Annotated in this window: 18 protein-coding genes and 2 tRNA genes; 9 read left to right on the top strand and 11 right to left on the bottom strand. The window is 58.1% G+C overall.

All coding sequences use genetic code 11. The annotated features are described in order from the left end of the window. Positions 1 to 37: 37 nt before the first annotated feature. The 6 genes from JAO77_RS03500 to JAO77_RS03475 all read left to right on the top strand — a co-directional run bounded on the left by JAO77_RS03500 (position 38) and on the right by JAO77_RS03475 (position 5,233). Positions 38 to 979, top strand: a complete 942-nt coding sequence (locus JAO77_RS03500) for a phosphate acyltransferase (RefSeq protein ID WP_144850197.1) — start codon at positions 38 to 40, stop codon at positions 977 to 979. Positions 980 to 1,036: 57 nt separating this feature from the next. Next, positions 1,037 to 2,029: a beta-ketoacyl-ACP synthase III gene (locus JAO77_RS03495; RefSeq protein ID WP_198988912.1), complete on the top strand. Its 993-nt coding sequence runs from the start codon at positions 1,037 to 1,039 to the stop codon at positions 2,027 to 2,029. A 75-nt stretch (positions 2,030 to 2,104) separates the two neighbouring features. Continuing rightward, positions 2,105 to 2,668 carry an elongation factor P gene (gene efp / locus JAO77_RS03490; RefSeq protein WP_144850200.1) on the top strand — a complete coding sequence of 188 codons (564 nt, stop codon included), beginning with the start codon at positions 2,105 to 2,107 and terminating at the stop codon, positions 2,666 to 2,668. Positions 2,669 to 2,806: 138 nt separating this feature from the next. Continuing rightward, positions 2,807 to 3,292: an acetyl-CoA carboxylase biotin carboxyl carrier protein gene (gene accB, locus JAO77_RS03485; RefSeq protein ID WP_198989526.1), complete on the top strand. Its 486-nt coding sequence runs from the start codon at positions 2,807 to 2,809 to the stop codon at positions 3,290 to 3,292. A 141-nt stretch (positions 3,293 to 3,433) separates the two neighbouring features. Then, positions 3,434 to 4,777: an acetyl-CoA carboxylase biotin carboxylase subunit gene (accC, locus tag JAO77_RS03480; RefSeq protein WP_198988911.1), complete on the top strand. Its 1,344-nt coding sequence runs from the start codon at positions 3,434 to 3,436 to the stop codon at positions 4,775 to 4,777. Positions 4,778 to 4,876: 99 nt separating this feature from the next. Next, the gene (locus tag JAO77_RS03475) at positions 4,877 to 5,233 is read left to right on the top strand and encodes a hypothetical protein (protein ID WP_198988910.1); all 357 of its coding nucleotides are present in this window, start codon (positions 4,877 to 4,879) and stop codon (positions 5,231 to 5,233) included. Between the two features lie 5 nt (positions 5,234 to 5,238). Here the strand turns inward: JAO77_RS03475 and JAO77_RS03470 are convergent, their stop codons facing one another. Continuing rightward, on the bottom strand, positions 5,239 to 6,924 hold the full coding sequence (locus tag JAO77_RS03470; RefSeq protein ID WP_370549593.1) for an ABC1 kinase family protein: 1,686 nt from the start codon (positions 6,922 to 6,924) through the stop codon (positions 5,239 to 5,241). A gap of 138 nt (positions 6,925 to 7,062) precedes the next feature. On the opposite strand from JAO77_RS03470, the gene JAO77_RS03465 reads away from it, so the two are divergent. After that, complete coding sequence (locus tag JAO77_RS03465) at positions 7,063 to 7,608, top strand: DinB family protein (protein WP_198988909.1); 546 nt, start codon at positions 7,063 to 7,065, stop codon at positions 7,606 to 7,608. Here the strand turns inward: JAO77_RS03465 and JAO77_RS03460 are convergent. Both JAO77_RS03460 and JAO77_RS03455 read right to left on the bottom strand, forming a co-directional pair. After that, positions 7,605 to 8,027, bottom strand: coding sequence for an acyl-CoA thioesterase (locus tag JAO77_RS03460; RefSeq protein ID WP_198988908.1), 423 nt, complete (start codon positions 8,025 to 8,027; stop codon positions 7,605 to 7,607). The genes JAO77_RS03465 and JAO77_RS03460 overlap by 4 nt on opposite strands. An 83-nt stretch (positions 8,028 to 8,110) precedes the next feature. Continuing rightward, positions 8,111 to 8,863 carry a class I SAM-dependent methyltransferase gene (locus JAO77_RS03455; RefSeq protein ID WP_198988907.1) on the bottom strand — a complete coding sequence of 251 codons (753 nt, stop codon included), beginning with the start codon at positions 8,861 to 8,863 and terminating at the stop codon, positions 8,111 to 8,113. 106 nt (positions 8,864 to 8,969) lie between these two features. Here JAO77_RS03455 and JAO77_RS03450 point away from each other — a divergent pair, with 106 nt between their 5' ends. Continuing rightward, positions 8,970 to 9,131, top strand: a complete 162-nt coding sequence (locus tag JAO77_RS03450; RefSeq protein WP_198988906.1) for a DUF2256 domain-containing protein — start codon at positions 8,970 to 8,972, stop codon at positions 9,129 to 9,131. 99 nt (positions 9,132 to 9,230) lie between these two features. Further along, entirely contained in the window at positions 9,231 to 9,626 is a 396-nt protein-coding gene (locus tag JAO77_RS03445; RefSeq protein ID WP_198988905.1) for a hypothetical protein, read from the top strand. 95 nt (positions 9,627 to 9,721) lie between these two features. On the opposite strand, the gene JAO77_RS03440 is transcribed toward JAO77_RS03445, so the two are convergent. The 8 genes from JAO77_RS03440 to JAO77_RS03405 all read right to left on the bottom strand — a co-directional run bounded on the left by JAO77_RS03440 (position 9,722) and on the right by JAO77_RS03405 (position 19,215). Beyond that, complete coding sequence (locus JAO77_RS03440; protein WP_198988904.1) at positions 9,722 to 10,567, bottom strand: molybdopterin-dependent oxidoreductase; 846 nt, start codon at positions 10,565 to 10,567, stop codon at positions 9,722 to 9,724. Positions 10,568 to 10,673: 106 nt separating this feature from the next. Next, positions 10,674 to 11,348 (bottom strand): cytochrome b/b6 domain-containing protein, encoded by a 675-nt coding sequence (locus tag JAO77_RS03435; protein ID WP_198988903.1) that lies wholly within the window; start codon positions 11,346 to 11,348, stop codon positions 10,674 to 10,676. A gap of 35 nt (positions 11,349 to 11,383) precedes the next feature. Beyond that, positions 11,384 to 14,140 (bottom strand): alpha-L-rhamnosidase-related protein, encoded by a 2,757-nt coding sequence (locus JAO77_RS03430; RefSeq protein WP_235998193.1) that lies wholly within the window; start codon positions 14,138 to 14,140, stop codon positions 11,384 to 11,386. Positions 14,141 to 14,349: 209 nt separating this feature from the next. Then, positions 14,350 to 15,573 (bottom strand): PQQ-dependent sugar dehydrogenase, encoded by a 1,224-nt coding sequence (locus JAO77_RS03425; RefSeq protein WP_198988902.1) that lies wholly within the window; start codon positions 15,571 to 15,573, stop codon positions 14,350 to 14,352. 611 nt (positions 15,574 to 16,184) lie between these two features. After that, the gene (locus JAO77_RS03420) at positions 16,185 to 16,724 is read right to left on the bottom strand and encodes a GNAT family N-acetyltransferase (protein ID WP_198988901.1); all 540 of its coding nucleotides are present in this window, start codon (positions 16,722 to 16,724) and stop codon (positions 16,185 to 16,187) included. A 115-nt stretch (positions 16,725 to 16,839) separates the two neighbouring features. Then, positions 16,840 to 18,861, bottom strand: coding sequence for a DNA topoisomerase (ATP-hydrolyzing) subunit B (gene gyrB / locus JAO77_RS03415; protein WP_198988900.1), 2,022 nt, complete (start codon positions 18,859 to 18,861; stop codon positions 16,840 to 16,842). Between the two features lie 190 nt (positions 18,862 to 19,051). Continuing rightward, positions 19,052 to 19,125, bottom strand: a tRNA-Arg gene (locus JAO77_RS03410). A 16-nt stretch (positions 19,126 to 19,141) separates the two neighbouring features. Further along, a tRNA-Pro gene (locus JAO77_RS03405) sits at positions 19,142 to 19,215 on the bottom strand. Positions 19,216 to 19,246 lie beyond the last annotated feature (31 nt).

The raw sequence follows: 19,246 nt of genomic DNA, 5'->3' as shown, positions 1-19,246 counted from the left end.
TGCGCTTTCTGGCTGATTCTTTCCTATTCCCGCGTACATGAAAATTGCCCTCGACGCTATGGGCGGCGACTTTGCCCCCCAGGCTGCCGTGGCTGGTGCCGTGCTGGCTGCCCAGCGCCTAGCCGGCAAAGCCCAGGTGGTACTCATCGGCACCGAAGCCGAGGTACGGCCACTTCTCCAACAGTATGGCCCCGCTGCGGCTGCGCTAGAGCTCGTCTTCTCGACTCAGGTCATTGAGATGGGTGAGCATCCGGCCAAAGCCTTCCAGCAAAAGCAGGATAGCAGCATTGCTGTAGGCTATCGCATGCTGCACAGTGGCGAAATTGATGCTTTTTGCTCGGCTGGCAATACCGGCGCCATGCTAGTAGGCGCCATGTTTACGGTGCGGCCGGTGGCAGGCGTACTGCGCCCGGCCATTGCCAACTTTGTGCCCAAGCTGGCCGGCGGCTACGGTATTTTGGTAGATGCGGGCGCTAACGCCGATTGCAAACCCGAGATGCTGGAGCAGTTTGGTGAGCTAGGCTCTCTCTACGCTCAGTACGTGCTCGGCATTGCCCGCCCTAAGGTGGGCCTGATGAGCCTAGGTGAGGAAGAAGGCAAGGGCTCGGCCGTGACTCAGGCAGCTCACCAGCTCTTCAAAGTGAACCCCCACGTGCACTTCATTGGCAATATTGAGGGCCGCGACTTGTTTAATGACAAAGCCGACGTTATTGTGTGCGATGGCTTCGTGGGCAACGTGATGCTGAAAATGGCTGAGTCGATGTACGACATCATGGTGCAGCGCAACCTCAACGATGAGTTTTTTGAGAAAGTAAACTACGAAACCATCGGGGGCTCGCCCATTCTGGGCATCAACGATAACGCCATTATTGGCCACGGCGTAAGTACGCCGCTCGCTATTTGTAACATGCTGATGCAGGGCTACCAGATGGCTCATTCGGGCATCGTAGACCAAATCAAAGACTCTTTCAAGTCCTAACTCGAAAAAGCCAGGCCTAGGTCGGGCTTTTTGCGTTTGGGCCGCACCTTTGCGCTCATGAAGATTACCGCCGCCATTACCGGAGTCGGAGGCTACGTGCCCGACTACGTGCTCACCAACCAGGAGCTAGAGCAACTGGTCGATACTACCGACGAATGGATTACGACGCGCACCGGTATAAAGGAGCGTCGCATCTTGAAGGGCAAGGACCAGGGTAGTTCGGTGATGGGCATTAAAGCGGTGCAGCAGCTGCTCGAAAAAACAAATACCCGCCCCGAGGAGGTAGACTTGCTTATCTGCGCTACCGTGACGCCCGATTTGCTATTTCCGGCCACGGCCAACATCATCTCTAACGGGTGCGGCATTACCAAGGCGTTCAGCTACGATATGAATGCGGCGTGCTCGAGCTTTTTGTTTGCCCTTACCACGGGTGCGCAGTTTATCCAGAGCGGTGCGTACAAGAAGGTTGTCATCGTGGGTGCCGACAAGATGTCGGCCATTGTTGACTACACCGACCGTTCTAACTGCATCATTTTCGGCGATGGCGCGGCAGCAGTGTTGCTCGAACCCAACTTTGAAGGCTACGGCGTGCTCGACCAGGTGCTGTGCACCGACGGCAGCGGCGAGCAGTTTTTGCATCAGAAAGCAGGTGGCAGCCGCCGCCCCCCCTCAGCCGAGACCATCGCCAACCGCGAGCACTTTATCTACCAAGAAGGCGCTACGGTTTTCAAATTCGCGGTTAAGAACATGGCCGATGTAGCGGCGCAGGTTATGGCCCGCCAGCACCTGAGCCACGACGACATTGCTTGGCTGGTACCTCACCAAGCCAACAAGCGCATCATCGACGCTACGGCCAACCGCATGGGCGTGGGTCCCGAGAAGGTGATGCTCAACATTCAACGCTACGGCAATACCACCAGCGCCACTATTCCGCTGTGCTTGTGGGATTTTGAGAAACAGCTTCACAAAGGCGACAATCTCATCCTAGCTGCTTTTGGAGGTGGCTTTACCTGGGGCGCCATGCACGTGAAATGGGCGTATAATTCTTAAGTTAAGAGTTGGCACTTTTGCTAGTAGGATTCATAGCTTCAACTCTTAATTCATACCTTTTAACTCTTAACTAAAATGGCATCCACCGCCGACTTTCGCAACGGGCTTGTCCTTAACTACAACAACGAGCTGCACGTTATCACCGACTTCCAGCACGTGAAGCCGGGCAAAGGCCCTGCCTTTGTACGCACTAAGATGCGCAACATCAAAACCGGCCGCACCATCGACAACACCTTCAACGCGGGGGTGAAAGTAGAAACGGCCCGCGTAGAGCAGCGCCCCCACCAGTTCCTCTTCAAGGACGACTACGGCTACACGTTCATGAACAAGGATGACTTTGAGCAAGTGGTGCTGCCCGAAGCCATGGTACCCTTCGCCGACCTCATGAAGGAAGGCCAGGACGTAACCATCCTGTTCCACGCCGAAACCGAGCAGCCGCTCACCGCCGAACTGCCCACCACCGTGGACCTAGTGGTAACGTACACCGAGCCCGGCCTGCGTGGCGATACTGCCACCAACACCCTGAAGCCCGCCACCGTGGAAACCGGCGCCCGTATTCAGGTGCCCCTGTTCATCGACCAGGATACCAAAATCCGCATTAAAACCAGTGATTACTCTTACGTAGAGCGCGTTAAGTAGCTTTTTAAGCTGTTGGCTATTAGCCGCTGGCTGTTAGCTTCCGGCCTTTAGTAAGGCTAACAGCTAGTAGTCAGCAGCTAATAGCTTAAAAATATGTCGAAAGAATCTACCAAAAACCAGCCGAAAAAAGACGCTGCCATGAAAGCCAAAGAACTCCAGGAGCTACTCGACTTCATTGCCAAGTCGGGCCTCAATAAAGTAAATATTGAAACCGAGGAGTTTAAAATCTCGGTGCAGCGCGAGCCCTCCACCAAGCAGGTGGTGAGCATGAGCGCCGCGCCCGTGGCCGCGCCAGCCCCGGCACCCGCAGCTACCCCAGCCGCGGTAGCTGCTGCTCAGCCGACTGCCACGCCGACTTCGGCAGCTGCCCCGGCCGCGCCGGCAGCCACCCACACTCCGCTCAAGTCGCCCATGATTGGCACTTTCTACCGCAGCAGCGGCCCCGACGCGCCAGCCTTCGTGCAGGTAGGCGACATGGTGGAGAAAGGCCAGGTTATCTGCATCATCGAGGCCATGAAGCTGTTCAACGAGATTGAAGCCGAGCAAAGCGGCCGCATCGTGAAAGTGCTCGTGGAGAATGCCACGCCCGTGGAGTACGACCAGCCGCTGTTCCTGATTGAGTAGTGGAGCTTAAGGGCTGAAGAAGTTGGGGGCTTAGGGGCTTGGCTAGTAGTAGCTACTAGGCCCCTAGGTCCCCAACTTCCTAAGCCCCTACCCTATACGCTAGTATTCTAAGCTCCCACGTTCCCAAGCCCCCAAGCCCCTATGTTTAATAAAATCCTAGTTGCCAACCGGGGCGAAATCGCCCTGCGTGTTATCCGTACCTGCCGCGAGATGGGCATCAAAACGGTGGCCGTATATTCGACTGCCGACAAGGAAAGCCTGCACGTGCGCTTTGCCGACGAGGCCGTGTGCATTGGGCCGCCTGCCAGCCGCGACAGCTACCTCAATATCCCGAATATTATTGCTGCCGCCGAGATTACCAATGCCGATGCCATCCACCCTGGCTATGGCTTTCTGAGCGAAAATTCGGAGTTTTCGCGCATCTGCGCCGAAAACGGTATCAAGTTTATCGGCGCTTCGCCCGATATGATTAACCGCATGGGCGACAAGGCTTCGGCCAAAGCGACCATGATTGAGGCCGGTGTACCGGTGGTGCCCGGCTCGCAGGGCTTGCTAGACTCGGTGGAGCAGGGCAAGAAAATCGCGGCCGAAATCGTGTACCCCGTTATCCTGAAGGCCACGGCCGGCGGCGGCGGGCGCGGCATGCGGATTATCAACTCGGATGACGAGTTTCAAAAGGCCTGGGACGATGCCCGCACCGAGGCCAAAGCAGCCTTCGGCAACGATGGCGTGTACCTAGAGAAGTTTGTGGTCGAGCCCCGCCATATCGAAATCCAGATTTGCGGCGACCAGTTTGGCCACGTGTGCCACCTCTCGGAGCGCGACTGCTCGATTCAGCGTCGCCACCAGAAGCTGGTAGAAGAAGCCCCCTCCCCCTTCATGACTGACGACCTGCGCGAGCGCATGGGTGCGGCGGCCATTGCAGGCGCGTCGGCCATCGGCTACGAGGGCGTGGGCACTATCGAGTTCTTAGTTGATGCCAACCGCGACTTCTACTTCATGGAAATGAATACCCGCATCCAGGTCGAGCACCCGGTGACGGAGGAAATCATTAACTATGACCTCATTAAGGAGCAGATTAAGGTAGCGGCAGGCATCCCGATTTCGGGCAAGAACTACTTCCCGAAGATGCACGCTATGGAGTGCCGCATCAATGCGGAAGACCCTAGGGCCGGTTTCCGCCCTGCGCCGGGCCGCATCACCACGCTGCACATCCCTGGCGGCCACGGCGTGCGCGTTGATACGCACGTGTATGCTGGCTACCAGATTCCGCCCAACTACGACTCGATGATTGCCAAACTCATCACCGTGGCCCAAACCCGCGAGGAGTGCATCGTGAAAATGAAGCGCGCCCTGAGCGAGTTTGTAGTAGAAGGCGTAAAAACGACCATTCCCTTTCACTTAGCCTTGATGGACAGCGAGGATTTCAAAGCCGGAAATTTCACGACTAAGTTTTTGGAGTCGTTTGATTTTTCGGTGGTGTAGCTTCCCGCTCTTTAATAAAAGCGCTCCGGTTTGACTACCGGAGCGCTTTTGCTTTTAAAACCTAGCATCTTTACGCCTAGTACAGTTTACCCTCCCGTGATGAAAACGATTTTAGTGAGCTTGCTGGGGCTGGCAGCTAGCCTGCTCGCCGGCTGCGCCGAGCCCTGCAATGGCCACATCGAAGGCACCGTGCTCTACTTTGCCGAAAGCCCGACTCACCAAGGCCAGCTGGTTTACGCCAATGTGCTGAACAAACCCGACCTAGGCGTGCAGCACACGCTAATGCGGGAGGGCAAGGAGTATGGCACCTTCGGCCACATCGTTATCATCCAAGACCCACAAAATAAGTTTAAGGGACGCCGAAGCGTCTGCTTTGATGAGTTTAAAACGCTGCCTCAGCCGACCAACGCGAAGCTGGACGAGCCGGATATTCCGTGGATAGAAGTAACTAAGTAGCCTGGCTACTCGCGCGGGCGGCGGCGCGGCATCGTGAGCAAGAGGATAAGAAACACGCTGAACCCAAGGCTATACCACGTGATAACGGGTAGGCCGCGGTAGTAGAGCATCTGGGGTGGGTAGTGCCCCAGTAGGCTAAGGCCCGAGAACAAAATGCTACCTAGGGCCAGCAGCGCCAAGATGGTGCGGCCCACCAGCTCATCGGCCTTGCGCAGCAGGCTGGTGTAGCCGCTCAGCTCGACTTTCACTCGCAGGTCGCCCTTGCTGACCTTGCGCATAATCTGGCGCAGGTCGATGGGTAGGGTCTGGAGCAGCGCCAGCAGCTGCGTGCCGGTGTATTCGGCCTCGCTGAGAATATTTTCGGGCGAGTACTGCTCGCGAATAATTTTGGCCCCGTAGGGCCGCACAAACTCGAAGGTGTTGAAGTTGGGGTGCAACACCTTGCCGATACCTTCGAGGATAACCAGTGCCCGCAGAATGAGAAATATCGCGCCCGGTACTTGCAGCTTGTAGCGGTAGATGACGCCCTGTAGCGCATCGGCCAGGTCGCTCATGCTCATATCTTTAACATCGAGCACGGCAAAGTCTTCGATGAGCAACCCTAGGTCGGCCTCGAAGGCGCGCATATCGGGAATGTCGCTGCTAAGGGCTAGGCGCCGAAAGTTGAGCGCCATGCTGCGGGCATCTTGCCGGGCCATGCCGATGAACACGCCCGCAAAGGCGTATTTCTGCTGCTTGGTGAGCTTGCCCACCATGCCAAAATCGATGAGCACCAGCGTGCCATCGGGGCGCACGAGCACGTTGCCGGGGTGCGGGTCAGCGTGAAAGAATCCGAACTCGAATATTTGAGTTAGGTAGATGTCCATGCCGGTTTCGGCCACCGTTTCGGGGCTGAGGCCCCAGGCCAGCAACTGCGCCTTATCGGTTATTTTGCAGCCGTTTACAAACTCAATTACTAGTACCTTGCTGGTGCTTAGCTCGCGGTAAACCTTGGGAATGTAGAAGGTGGTGTAGCTTTCGTAGAGCTTGCGCAGCTGCTCCATAGCCCGCGCCTCCTGGGTGTAGTCGAGCTCCTTGGTCATGCTGCGCTCGAAGGCGTCTACTACGTCCTGCGGGTTGGTGAGGCCTTGGTTGCGCAAGAAATTGCCGGTGAGGCGCACCAGCTCGTGCAGCAGGCGCAGGTCGCCTTCTACCTTGTCGCGCACGCCGGGGCGCTGAATCTTGACTACCACTTCTTCACCGCCGTGCAAGCGCGCCCGGTGCACCTGCCCAATGCTGGCCGAGCCAATAGGCGCGTCGTCAAACTCGGTGAACACCTCCGTGAGTGGGCGACCCAGCTCCTGCTCGATAAGCTGGCGGGCCTCTCCTACAGCGAAGGGCGGCACATTGCTTTGCAGCTTTTCAAACTCATCGATAAGCGCCTCGGGCAGCAGGTCGGCGCGGTTGCTCAGGGCCTGGGCCAGCTTGATGAACGTGGGCCCTAGCTCCTCAATAATAAGGCGAATACGCTCCCAGCGCGTGGTCTCAAACACGGGGCGCTCGTCTTCTTCGAGCCAGCGCAGGCGGCGCTTCTGGCTGACGAGCCGGCGCAGGGGCGTGTTCGTGACGACGTCTTCGAAGCCATAGCGCAGCAGCACCTCGGCCACTTGGCGTATGCGAGTAAGATTGGAGAGCGTGTTCTTAAAAATCACGAAGTGAAGGTACTAAATCAACGGCCCCGAGCGTATAGCTGGCCCACCCCGACGGCGTAGCTTACGTAAATAGGGCATAGCTTTTGCTCAAAGCTACGCTTGCCTCCGCTGCTCTCTCCCCTCCCACCCACTCCTACCATGACCCACCGTTTACACCTGCTGGTCGAGCAGCTCGACCGCGCCACCAACAATGCCTTGGCCACAGCCGAAGCCCTAGGGCCCCGCGCCTACGTAGCGCCAGTGCCGGGGCAATGGGCTGCCGCCCAAGTCATTCACCACTTGCTAACAGCGGAGCAGCGCATTGTGGGCGCGCTCCAAAAAACGCTGGCGGCCAGCGCCGATACCTGGCGGCTGGCAACCCTCAAAAACCGCTTGCGGAGCACGCTGCTGCGGATGGCCCTGCGCCTGCCCGGCCTCAAGTTTAAGGTACCGCCCACACTGCCCGCGCCCCCGGCCCCCGAAGAAATTGCGCCACTGGCCGCCCTGCGCGAGCAATGGGGCAGCATCCGGCGCCAGCTGGAGCAGGTGCTAAATGAGTTTCCGGGCAATAAGCTTACGCACACGGTATTTCGCCATCCTAGGGCGGGCTGGCTCACGGTTGGCCAAACGGTGACGTCTATCCTTGACCACACGCTGCACCACCAGCAGCAACTCAACCGCATCAGCAAGGTGCTGAAGGGCTAGTTGGCGGACGTGCTATCTTCTTCTTTGAGCGCGGCGGCTAGCTCGGGCGGGGGCACTGTGAGCTTGCGGCGCGTCAGGTCGAGCCAGGCGCCATCTACCGTGACGGTAGCCGCCACGCGGCCATCGGCTTTGTAGATGGTGTGCTCGATGGTCCAGCGGGCGCCATCGGGGGTGCCGCCCACTACGCGGCCCTCTACCCGGATTTGCTCGCCGGCGTGAATTTCCTTCAGGTACTTAGTTTCCTCGCGGAACAGAATGGGTCCAATCTGCAAGTGCGCAAAGCGCTTGACATCAAAACCTTGGCTAGCCAGCCAGTGCACCCGCTGGTCGGCGGCAAAGTCGGCGTAGGCCGAGTGGCGCATGTGGCCATTGGGGTCGAGCTCGGCCCAGCGCACGGTGTAGGTTTGGGAATGCGGCATGGAGTAATTTAAGAACGACACCCTGTTGTGTGTCTTAGCTGGTATAGGTATTGGTGAGGGACCTAGGCGGGCTAGGCGCCTGCTTATTCAGCCGCGGACTCAAAACCGCCGGCCAGCGTCAGGCGGACTAGGTATTGGCTGTTGTCGTCTTCGCCCAGAAAGTCAACCTCGTACCCCGCCTGGCGAGCGGCATCTTCCAGCAGCGACGCGTCGATAAAAAGCCAAGGGAAGGGCTCGCCCACTTGGTCTTTGTAGCGGAAGGTGTACTCGACCTCGCCATAATAAGGGCCGTTCAAATTGAGCACCAAAGCGCCTTCTTCATCTTCGTAGAGGTAGCTGATGTCGGAAGAAGTAGCCAGAATCTGGCCATCGGGCGCGAGCAGGGTGCGGGCGTGGGCCAGAAACTTATCGAGCCCTTCGAGGGTGCCCGCCAGGCCTAGGCCATTCATGAGCATCAGAATAGTATCGTAGGGCCGCTCCTGGGCAGCGCGCGGCGCCATAATGTCGTGCTGTGCCACCTCGCGCACGCCGCGAGCCTGCATCACCTGCACGGCGCCGGCCGACTGGTCGATGGCCCGCACGTCGGTGAAGCCGCGGCTTTGCAGCTCCAGCGCATGGCAGCCAGCGCCGGCGCCTAGGTCGAGCACGCGGCCCCGGGCTTCGTCAAGCGCTTGGCGCTCAAGCTCGGGCATGGCCAGCAGGGTGCGAAAGAAATAGGCAGCGGGGAGCGGCTCATCGTCGGCCACGTTGCACTGCACCGTGAGGGCGGCTTTGTGCTGGCCGTGCTGGTAGTCGAGCAAGGCTTGGCCGAGGAGGTCGGGGGAAGGGGTAGACATGGAGAGGAACTAAGCGGGGCAGATAGCCAGCAGTGGGCGTTTAAACGTAAACAGCACCGAGCCGGGCGGCAAAGGTCCGGCAGTTCGTCCCTTTTCTTTTCCTCTCATGGCTGCTACGCTCAAAAAAGGCCAGCTTCCCACCAAAATTTGCGCCACCTGCGGCCTGCCTTTCGAGTACCGCAAAAAGTGGCGCAACAACTGGGAAGCCGTGAAATATTGTAGCGAAAAATGCCAGCGCAACAAGGAAAAGGCAGTTGCTAGCGCTTAGCCAGCGGCAGCCGACTTTTTAAAGCTACTCCTCTTTCCTACTTTCCTTTCCCCTTACCCTAAGCTAATTGCCAGCCGCTCTTAGCTGACAACTTAACAGATGGCCTCTAACCTTGATTACCTCGACCCCTCCCTCCAACCTATTGTTGATAAGGTAGAAGCCTACCTCGTCGCCAAAGAAGATTTGCAGAAGCTCACCATTGCTACCCGCAACGAGCCGCTGCACGATGCCCAGGTAGAGCAATCGGCCGAGCAGTTTGAGCAACGCCCGCCTACTGGCTCCTTCGACCAGCACCACGACGAGCTGGTGCAGCAGCGCCAGGACGCGCTCGACGACCTGCACCGCCTCGAAGCCGACATCCTGGGCCTGCTACCCACCCGCGACGAATGGGTAAAAGTGAACCTAGGCTACGGCCCAAGCCGCGTAGGCGCTTGGCGCGTGCCCAATGCAGACGGCGCCAAAGAAGAGCACTACGAAATACGAGTAGTGTTTTAAAGTAATGAGCAATGAACAAGGAGCAATGAATAGCTGAGAGGGTGAGCTTTCTCGGCTGTTCATTGCTCCTTGTTCATTGCTCATTACTCATTACTTTAATGTCCCGAGTCCCAGTCGTAGCCTTGCTCGGCCCAGTAGTCGGCAGTGCGCTCGTCGGCGAAAGAGATAGTACCGATGCGTTTCAGGTGCTTGATACCGTACTTGAGCGGCGTGACCAAGCGCAGAGGTGCGCCATGCGCGATACTTAGGGGCTCGCCGTTAATCTCGTAGCAGAGCAGCGTTTGGGGGTGGATGGCGCTGTGTATATCGAGACCCACGTAGTACTCCTCATCGGGTGTTACCACGCTCACGTAGGGCGCCAGGTCGGTGGGCGGGTTAGCTATATCCTTGATTGGCTGACCGCTGCGGCTAGCCAGTGGGTACTTGGCCAGAAAATCGGCGAAGCGGGCGCCAGCCCAGTTCACCAAAATGCTCCAGCCCTCGATGCACTTAAGCTCGGTATTCATCTCGACGCGGGGTAGCGCCTTGATGTCGGCTAGGGTAAACTCCTGGGCTTTGCCGCCGCCGTAGGGCTGCACTACCATGCGCCAGGCCTCCAAATCAATTTCCGACTCCAGGCCGGCGCTACCATTGGTTCGCACCTTCTTTACCGCCTGACTTCTAGGAAACTCGCGGGCCAGCCGCGTTTCTTTAAAGTAAGCAGATGATAGGCGGCCGTTGGCATCGAGCACTCGCCGAAATGGCTTGGGCGTGCCGTCGGCATCGGGGCGCTGCAGTAGGTAGCGCCAGCCCAGCACACCACCTAAGGCCGCCAGCCCACCCACAATGAATGAGCGCCGCGTGCGCCGCGCCGCTTCCTGCTGCAGCGGCGAACCGGGCGGCAGGGTCAGGTCCTGACCATCGGGCGAGGGATGCTTGGGAATGGAATTTTCTGGTTGCATATCAGGTAGGTTTCCTGTTAGGTTTCGCGGAGCTATAACGCGTGGTATGTTATAACAAAACCCCGCGCGGCTTTGCGCCCTACGCTACGAAACCTTACAGAGATTTTTACTTTTTCACTTCATTCATTGGCACTTCTGCCACCTCAAAGCCAGCCACCATCGAGCGAAAGTTGTTCCAGCCGGCGCGCACTACCTGGGCCACGTGCACCACAAAAAACAGTACGTAGCCAATGGTTAGCACAAAGTGCTCGACGCGAGCCGCCTCATAGCCACCTAGTAGTCGCGTGAGCCAGCCAAACTGCACCGGCTTATAAATAGCCAGGCCCGTGAGCAGCGACCCTAGGCCCATGAGAATAACGGCGGTGTAGGCTATGCGTTGGGCACCGTTGTACTTGCGCACCAGCGGCGCGGTTTTGCGCAGCCCTAGGTCGTGCAATATCACTTGCCCGGCTTCGCGGAAGGAGTCGCGGTTGGGCAGCAGGTAGCGCCACTCGCCAGAGAAGAAGGTGTAGAGCACATACAGCAGCCCATTCAGGAAGAAGGCCCACATTAGCAGGAAGTGCCACGACATGCCCTGCGCCAGCTTGTGGTCGAGGTGAAAGGCCTGGTAGAACGACTGCGGAAAAAATTTAAACAGCGTGGTATTGCCCCAGCCGAGGCGGTACACATCGTTGGCCCAGTATATCCAGAGGCCGCTCCAAATCATGAGGGCCAGCACCGGGAAGTTCAGCCAGTGAAACCACCGAATGGCGAGCGGATGCTTCTCAACAAGTTGCTTCATACAGGGCAATTACTCCAAAAGCCTAGGGCTCGGTTTTACTTTATTTTTTGCACGCGCAAGTAGTCGAGCATGGCTTGGTTCACGGCGCCGTTCATATTGGTGTTAGCCGGCTCGTAGGCCAGCGTGAGCTGGTGCGTGCCTTTAGGCAGCTGCACTAGCACGGCGTTGGTGAAGCCCCAGTTCGACCACTCCTCTACCCCACGCTGCGGCAACACAATGGTACCTAGGGCCTTGCTACCCAGGCGTAAGGTGCGGATGCCGCACTTGTTATTGGTATTAACCGGCCCGTTGCCATTAGCGTAGCGAAAATCGACGGCGTACAGTCCAGCTTCGGGCACTGTAACAGGAATGGTGAGCGTGCGGTTCTTGGTAGTACTGATTTCGACGAATCCCTGGCCAGAATAGCCTTTGTAAGGCTGCGTAGCCTTGGCAGCCACAGCTTCGAGTTGCACCTGCCGGGCAGCCCCTAGGCCTCCCACTGGCAGCGGCTCGCTGGCAAACGACTCTAGCCCATTCCCCGCCACGGCAATAACCTGATACTCGGCATAGGGGCCGGTGGCCGCCACTGCCTGCTCGGTAGTATTGATGGTGGCTAGCAGCTGTCCATCCTTCACCACTTTGTATTGCTGCACGCCGGGTTGCGCCGGCCAGTGCAAGCGGCTGCCGGTCAGCGTAACCACCGGCGTTTCGGGCGAAAACAGATTGGCTACTTTGTTGATAGCCGAACTGGCAGGTGCTTGGCTGCTGAGCACGATGCGCAGCGCGTGGCGGCCCGTGAGGGTAGCGGGCACAGCCGCGCCGGCCAGCGGCTGGCCATCTAGGGTAATGGTTTGGATGACATTGCCGAAGCCCTGCAAGTCGATATCCAGCACCGCCTGGCGGTACTTCACGTTGGTTAGCTTGCGGTTGCCTTGGAAGGCTTGTGGCACGAAGGGCCGAAATATCAGCCGGTCAGCCTCGTAGTGCATGCCAAACAGGATTTTGTAAACTAGGCTCAGGCTGCCCGAGAGACTCCACAGCATGTTGCTGCTGTTAATCTGGGTACCGGCGTAGTCGCCGTTTTGGGCCACAAAGTTTTCCTTATTGGTTAGGAAAAGCGCCGCGGGACGATAAATAGCGGCCATGCTCTCGGTGAGCGAGGCTTCATTGCCGGCCTTGGCGGCGGCCAGTGCCCAGTAGCTCTGCACAAAGGGCCACACCGCGTTGTTGTGGTAAGGCGGAATGCCGGGAATCTGGGGGTAAATGCACGGAATGCCGAAATCGGTAATGGGCGTGCGCGCCACCACCGTCTTGGCTCGCGACTCGTCGGCTATACCAAACCACACGCTCAGCGCCTCCCCTAGGGCCTCGGCGCGGGGCGATAGCGTGAGGTAGTTGCGGCCATATAGGTACTGGCCGTAGTAGCCGGCGCTTTCTTGCCAGAGGTGCTGGTTCAGGCCAGCCTTGATGGTGGCCGCGGCCTGCTCGTGCCGGGCCGCCACGGCGGGCTCGCCCAGCTGCCGAGCCATGAGGGCCAGCACCGTATTGGCCTGAAAGTGCACGGCGTTGGTCCCTAGGTTCTCGCTTTGGTAAATATCGACCGGCTGCATCCAGCGCGGGTAGGTCTGCTCGCGCCAGTCCAAGAAAGACGACTCGCCGCGCACTAGGCCGGTGACCGGGTCGTAGGCATTGGCCATGTCGTCGGCAATTGACTGCTTTATAATTGGGTACACCTTGCGCAGCCACGCCTCGTCGCCGGTTACTTTATAGATTTCCCAGGCAGCCACTGCCCATATCATGCGGTCGGTCGAGCACGGGTAGGCCCCACCCGTACCGGTGTCCTGAATAATGCGGCCCTCGGCCGACACCTTGCGCAACAGGCTGTTCATGGCCACCTTGGGCTGCAAAGCGGCCTGCGCCAAGATGATAGAGTAGCTGATGTCACGCGTCCACACGCCGGCCCATTCCTTGCCAGTGCGGAAGGTGCTATCGGGCTCCACCGCCCGGCCTGCCTCTTCCAGCGCGAGGTTATACAGCGCATCTTCCAGCGCATGGCCCGAGCTATACTGCGGAAAATCAGAAGTATTGATACTCTGCTTCCAGTTAGCGGCCGTAGTTTTGGACGCCTTGGGGGCGTTGAGCGTCAGCGTCACTTCGTAAATGCCGTCGCCATCGGGGTCGTGCAGTTCCAGCTCGGGCTTGTTCACCAAGTTGTCAAAGTCCCAGCTCAGCGGCGCCACGTTACCGGCCACAAACACGTGCTTGAAATCCTGCTTGTACAGCTTGTCGCCCTTGAAGGTGGTGTAGTAACCCTGCTTCTTAAAGGCTTCGAGCACCGGGCGCATATCCAGCCTGATTTTCAGCTGCGTATTGGGCGCTAGGTATACCTCGGTCGGCACGGGCCGGGGGTCTACGTAGCGCTGGCCAAACACGAGTAGCGGCGTTTCGAGCGCGCCGCCCCCCGCCCTAGGTACCGCTAAGAACACGTTGTCTTGCCCCACGGGAAGCTCATTGTCTTTGCCGTTGATGCTGAACTTAAACACCACCTGTGGACTCACGAAGGCATTGGCCGGGCTCTGGTAGTTTGAAGTGAGCTCGGTGGCGGAGAGGGCACGGGCATGGTGCATGCCCTGCACCACACTATCAGGGTACAAGCTATAGGCCTTCGACTGCCACGTGGGGCGGGCGGCCGCCGGCACAGCGGCATCAGAAGCGAGTACGGGCCCGGTGCCCGCCGCAGGTTTGGAAGTGTGGCAGGAAGCAAGCATTAGACTACCAGCTAGGGCGCTGGCCGGAATCCACAGGTGGTTCATAGAGAGCAGCCACCGTGCTGCGGCAGCCTAGGCAAGATGGAAGCGCGAAGGTAGGGGCATGAAAAAGACCTGCCCCATTGGAGCAGGTCTTCTCAATAGCAACACCCTTGAAAATCATACTGTTCATTATCAATCACTCCGGCTCCAGCATGTTGCTTTGCGCGAAGCAGCTAGTAAAACCTACCTGAGCAAACGCTCGGCCGCGGGCCCTAGGGCCGGTCCAGGCGATACAACCGGCCTTGGTCAGTAACGGTGTACAAGGCGCCGTCGGTGCCCTGGGTTACGTCCCGAAAGCGCTGCCCTTCGCTTGCCAGCAGCCGCTCTTCGCCCAGCACTCGGTTGTTATCAATGACCAAGCGCAAAAGGTGTTGGCCGCTCAAGGAGCCGATAAACAGATTGTTCTGCCATTCCGCTACCCGGTTGCCAGTATAGAAGGCCATGCCGCTGGGCGATACCACCGGGTCCCAGTAGTACACCGGCTGCTCTAGGCCCGAGCTTTGCTGAATGCTTCCGCCTATCGGCTGGCCGCTATATTCTATGCCGTAGGTAATGGTGGGCCAGCCATAGTTAGCGCCCGCCCGAATGTGGTTGAGCTCATCGCCGCCCCTAGGTCCGTGCTCACTCTGCCACAGGTCGCCGGTCGTTGGCTGGATGGCCAGCCCCTGCGGATTGCGGTGGCCAATAGAGTACAGCTCGGGGCGAGCCCCCGCCTGCGTAAACGTGGGGTTGCCGGGCGCCGGCTGCCCATCCTTGGTGATGCGAATAATCTTACCCAGGGCCGACGAAACCACCTGCGCCTGGGGCCGCGTGGCCAGGTCTGAGCGCTCGCCGGTGCTCACCAGCAGGTTGCCCGAGCGGTCAAACACCACCCGGCCGCCGTAGTGCAGGGTGCCCGCATACGCAGGCTCGGCCCGATAGATGACGGTGGCGCCCTCAATCGTCCGCTCGTCGGTTGCCAGACGGCCTTTACCGATAGCCGTTAGGTTGCCGCCGGGGCGAGCTTCCGAAAACGACCAGTACACCAATCGGTTGGTAGCAAAATCGGGGTCGAGACACACGCCTAGCAAGCCGCCCTGCCCAGCGGCATTCACCGCCGGCATCCCCGTAATAGGAGCGCTAACCGCACCGGTAGCGGTCACGATACGCATTTGGCCGGCTTTCTCGGTCACAAGCAGGCGGCCATCGGGCAGGCTAGTGACGCCCCAAGGGCTGGTTAGCGAAGATGTAACGACCGTGGACCGGTAGCTGCTGGTGGGCGTCGTGACGCTACCTACCCGAGTTTGGCCCGCAAATGCCGGCTGGTAAGTAGTGTTAGGGGCAGCAGTTTCGACGGGGGGCGCGGTGGAAGGCTCAGGCGTTACCTCGTCTTTGTTGCGTGAGCACGACAGCAACACAAGCGAGCAACCTAGGACGGATAGCAAACGCTGTTTCATATGCCAGCTTTAGATTAAGATTTGATGAACTTAACGGGGATAATACTGCAAGCACCTCTTTTCGGTTGCTTGTAGCTGCTTGCCCAGCGCCCTTGTCGATGCCATCCAGCTCCCTCTGCTTACCGCGCTAGTACTACTCTTAGAATCCTTACCCCGGCGGGCGCCTTTTGCCGAGCGTTTCGCCTGGCTTAAAACATCCGCAAGCACTTGGCAGCCATATAAATGAAAATTGCCCCCACGCATAGCGCAGGGGCAATCCAACCAAAACACCTTAAAAACTATTCTTTCACGCAGATAGAAACAGCAAAAAGACTAAAAGATTCCTTCAGAATCATAGATTTTTTGACGCCTTCAAATCAAAAGTTTTAGTATCAATATTTTAAATAATATCTCCAGCTTTTAACTTGCCATATTACCGCAACAAAGCCAGGCTTAACAGACCTTTCAGACTTCTAAAACTTCAGAAAGTCTTCCTTATCAAAGCAGCTTTTCCAGAAGTCGTGAAATCAGTGATAGGAATTAAAAAAGATGTCATGCTTAGCCTTGCAGGACAACTAGGAAGAGGATGCCAGAAAAGCTTATCCTCCTTTTGCCAATACTAGCCGCTGCCTCTACCCTGCTACCGGCAGTTCAAACAAACTAACGGTGGCATCATGGTAATGGGCCGGCAGGCCCACCGTATCGGTGAGTGTCGACAGCCCTAGGTAGGTAAAGCCGCACGCGGTGTAGTGCGCAATCAGCCCTAGGTTCTCGCCAATGGTATCTAGGCGCACGTACTGCTTGTGCTGTTGCTTGGCGTATTCCTTGGCCCACTGCACGATAGCAGCCACAAAACCCTGACCCCGAAAATTGGGATTGGTAGCGATGCGGTGGATGTAAAGGGCGGGGTCTGCGTTGCGGGCGCCCCATATCTGCGGGTCGTCGAAAGTGTAGGCCCACACGCAGGCAATGGCATCGCCCACCATCAGCTTCCACTGGCGGCCCTCAGCTAGCTCCTGCTCCACCAGCCCGCGCTCAAACTCGGGCCACACTACGGTGGCCTTGGGGGTAGCAGCTTGGTAAGAGGCCGCTAACCGATAGAGCCGGAAAATTTCGTCGATATCGGCCGGCGTGCTGGGCAGCAGTTGTTGGGCAGGAGAAATGATGGTCATACGAGCAAGTAGAATAGCTAGGGGCGGTGTACTAGTGCGTTTAAAAGCAAAGCGCCCGCTACCCCTCAAACTGGGGTAGCGGGCGCAAATTACTCGAGTGTTAGGCAGACGGCCGTTACACGTCGAGCTTGGCGTACTTAGCGTTCTGCTCGATGAAGTCGCGGCGCGGAGCTACCTCGTCGCCCATCAGCATCGAGAAGAGGTGGTCGGCCTCGGCGGCCGAGTCTACCGATACCTGCTTGAGCGAGCGGGTGGCGGGCTGCATGGTGGTGGTCCAAAGCTGCTCGGCGTTCATCTCGCCCAGACCTTTGTAGCGCTGCACGTTCACGGTTTCGGGACGGCCACGGCCAATCTCTTCAGTGGCGGCGGCGCGCTCTTCTTCAGTCCAGCAGTAGCGCTCTTCTTTGCCGCGCTTCACGAGGTACAGCGGGGGCAGGGCGATGTAGATGTAACCCTGGTCCACCAGCTGGCGCATGTAGCGGAAGAAGAATGTGAGGATAAGCGTGCGGATGTGCGAGCCGTCAATATCAGCATCGGTCATGATGATGATTTTGTGGTAGCGCAGCTTATCGAAGTTTAGCGGACCGGTTTCGTTGCCCTCATCGTCGGTGCCGAAGGCCAAGGACTTACGCTCGTTGAACGTGACACCTAGGGCAGTAATCATGTTCTTGATTTCCTCGTTCTCCAGAATCTTGTGCTCCTGGGCTTTTTCTACGTTCAGAATTTTACCGCGCAGCGGCAGAATGGCCTGGAATGCCCGGTTGCGGCCCATTTTGGCGGTGCCACCGGCCGAGTCACCTTCCACGAGGTACAGCTCGCACACCTCGGGGTTCGAGTCGGAGCAGTCGGCCAGCTTGCCGGGCAAGGAGTTAGAGCCCAGCACGTTTTTGCGCTGCACCATATCCTTAGCCTTGCGGGCGGCGATGCGAGCCTTGGCGGCCAGTATCACCTTGTCCATGATGCGGTTGGCCTGGTTAGGGTTTTCCTCCAGGTACTGCGTCAGGATTTCGCCCACCACGGTGTTCACCGCGCCGCTCACTTCCGAGTTGCCTAGCTTGGTTTTGGTCTGGCCCTCAAACTGCGGCTCGGCCACCTTCACCGAGATAACGGCCGTGAGGCCCTCGCGGAAGTCGTCGCCGGTGATTTCCACCTTGGCTTTTTCAAACAGCTGCTTCTTGTCGCCATACGCCTTCAGCACCCGCGTCACGGCCGAGCGGAAGCCGCCCACGTGCGTGCCACCTTCGATGGTGTTGATGTTGTTGACGTACGAATAAACGTTCTCCTGGTACGAGGTATTGTATTGCAGCGCCACCTCCACAGGCGTGCCCCCCTTCTCGCTCTCCACGTAGATAGGCTCGGCGAGCAGCGATGGGCGCTCAGTGCCGTCTAGGTACTGCACGAAGTCACGCAGGCCGCCTTCCGAGAAAAACTCCTCGTAGCGGAAGCCTTCGGCATCGACGTGGCCCACGGCCGCATCGCCCACGGGCTTCTCCCGGCGGTCAGTGAGCGTAATGCGGATGCCCTTATTTAGGAACGACAAGTCGCGCAAACGACCCGCGATGGTGGCGTAGCGGTACTCGGTATCAGCAAAAATGGTGGGGTCGGGCAAGAACTGCACCTCGGTGCCGTGCTCGTCGGTGTCGCCCACCTGCTTCACGGGGTAAAGCGGATTGCCAATGTTATACTCCTGCTCGTAGATGTGGCCCTTGCGGCGCACGGTCACTTTCAGGTCAGTGCTGAGCGCGTTTACGCAGCTCACGCCCACACCGTGCAGGCCACCCGATACTTTGTACGAGTCCTTGTCAAACTTACCGCCGGCGTGCAGCACCGTCAGCACCACCTCGAGGGCCGAGCGGCCTTCCTTGGCGTGGAAATCGACGGGAATACCCCGGCCGTTGTCACGGACGGTAATCGAATTATTTTCGTTGATGGTAACTTGAATCAGGTCGCAGTGGCCAGCCAGCGCTTCGTCGATAGAATTGTCGACCACTTCCCACACTAGGTGGTGCAGGCCTTTGATGCCCGTATCGCCAATGTACATGCTCGGGCGCTTGCGCACCGCCTCCAGTCCTTCCAGCACCTGAATGCTGTCGGCCGAGTAGTCGGCGGGGGCTTTCTTTTCTACTACTTCACTCATGCGAGAGAGGGGGTTAAACTGACCGGAAATACGGTCAGGAAGAGAACATCCAAAAGTACCGTTTTTATTCCATTTTGCCTATTTTTAATGGCTCTATTTAGCGGTATTTTCGGGCACAAAAAAAGCCCTTGCCGCGCTCGGCAAGGGCTTTTTTTGTAGACTTTGCAACTCCATTCGGACCTAACTAATGTGGCCCCAATTGGATTCGAACCAATGACCGGCTGCTTAGAAGGCAGCTGCTCTATCCAGCTGAGCTATGGGGTCAAATCCATTAAAAAAGTCGGGGTGGCAGGATTCGAACCTACGACCTCCTGGTCCCAAACCAGGCGCGATACCGGGCTACGCTACACCCCGAAAAAACAACCTAGGAGCTAAGCACCGAAAG

Source organism: Hymenobacter sp. BT559, assembly GCF_016427535.1.
Lineage (GTDB): Bacteria > Bacteroidota > Bacteroidia > Cytophagales > Hymenobacteraceae > Hymenobacter.
The sequence above is the reverse complement of the archived record's forward strand: the minus strand, read 5'-3'. Positions and strand labels throughout refer to the sequence as shown.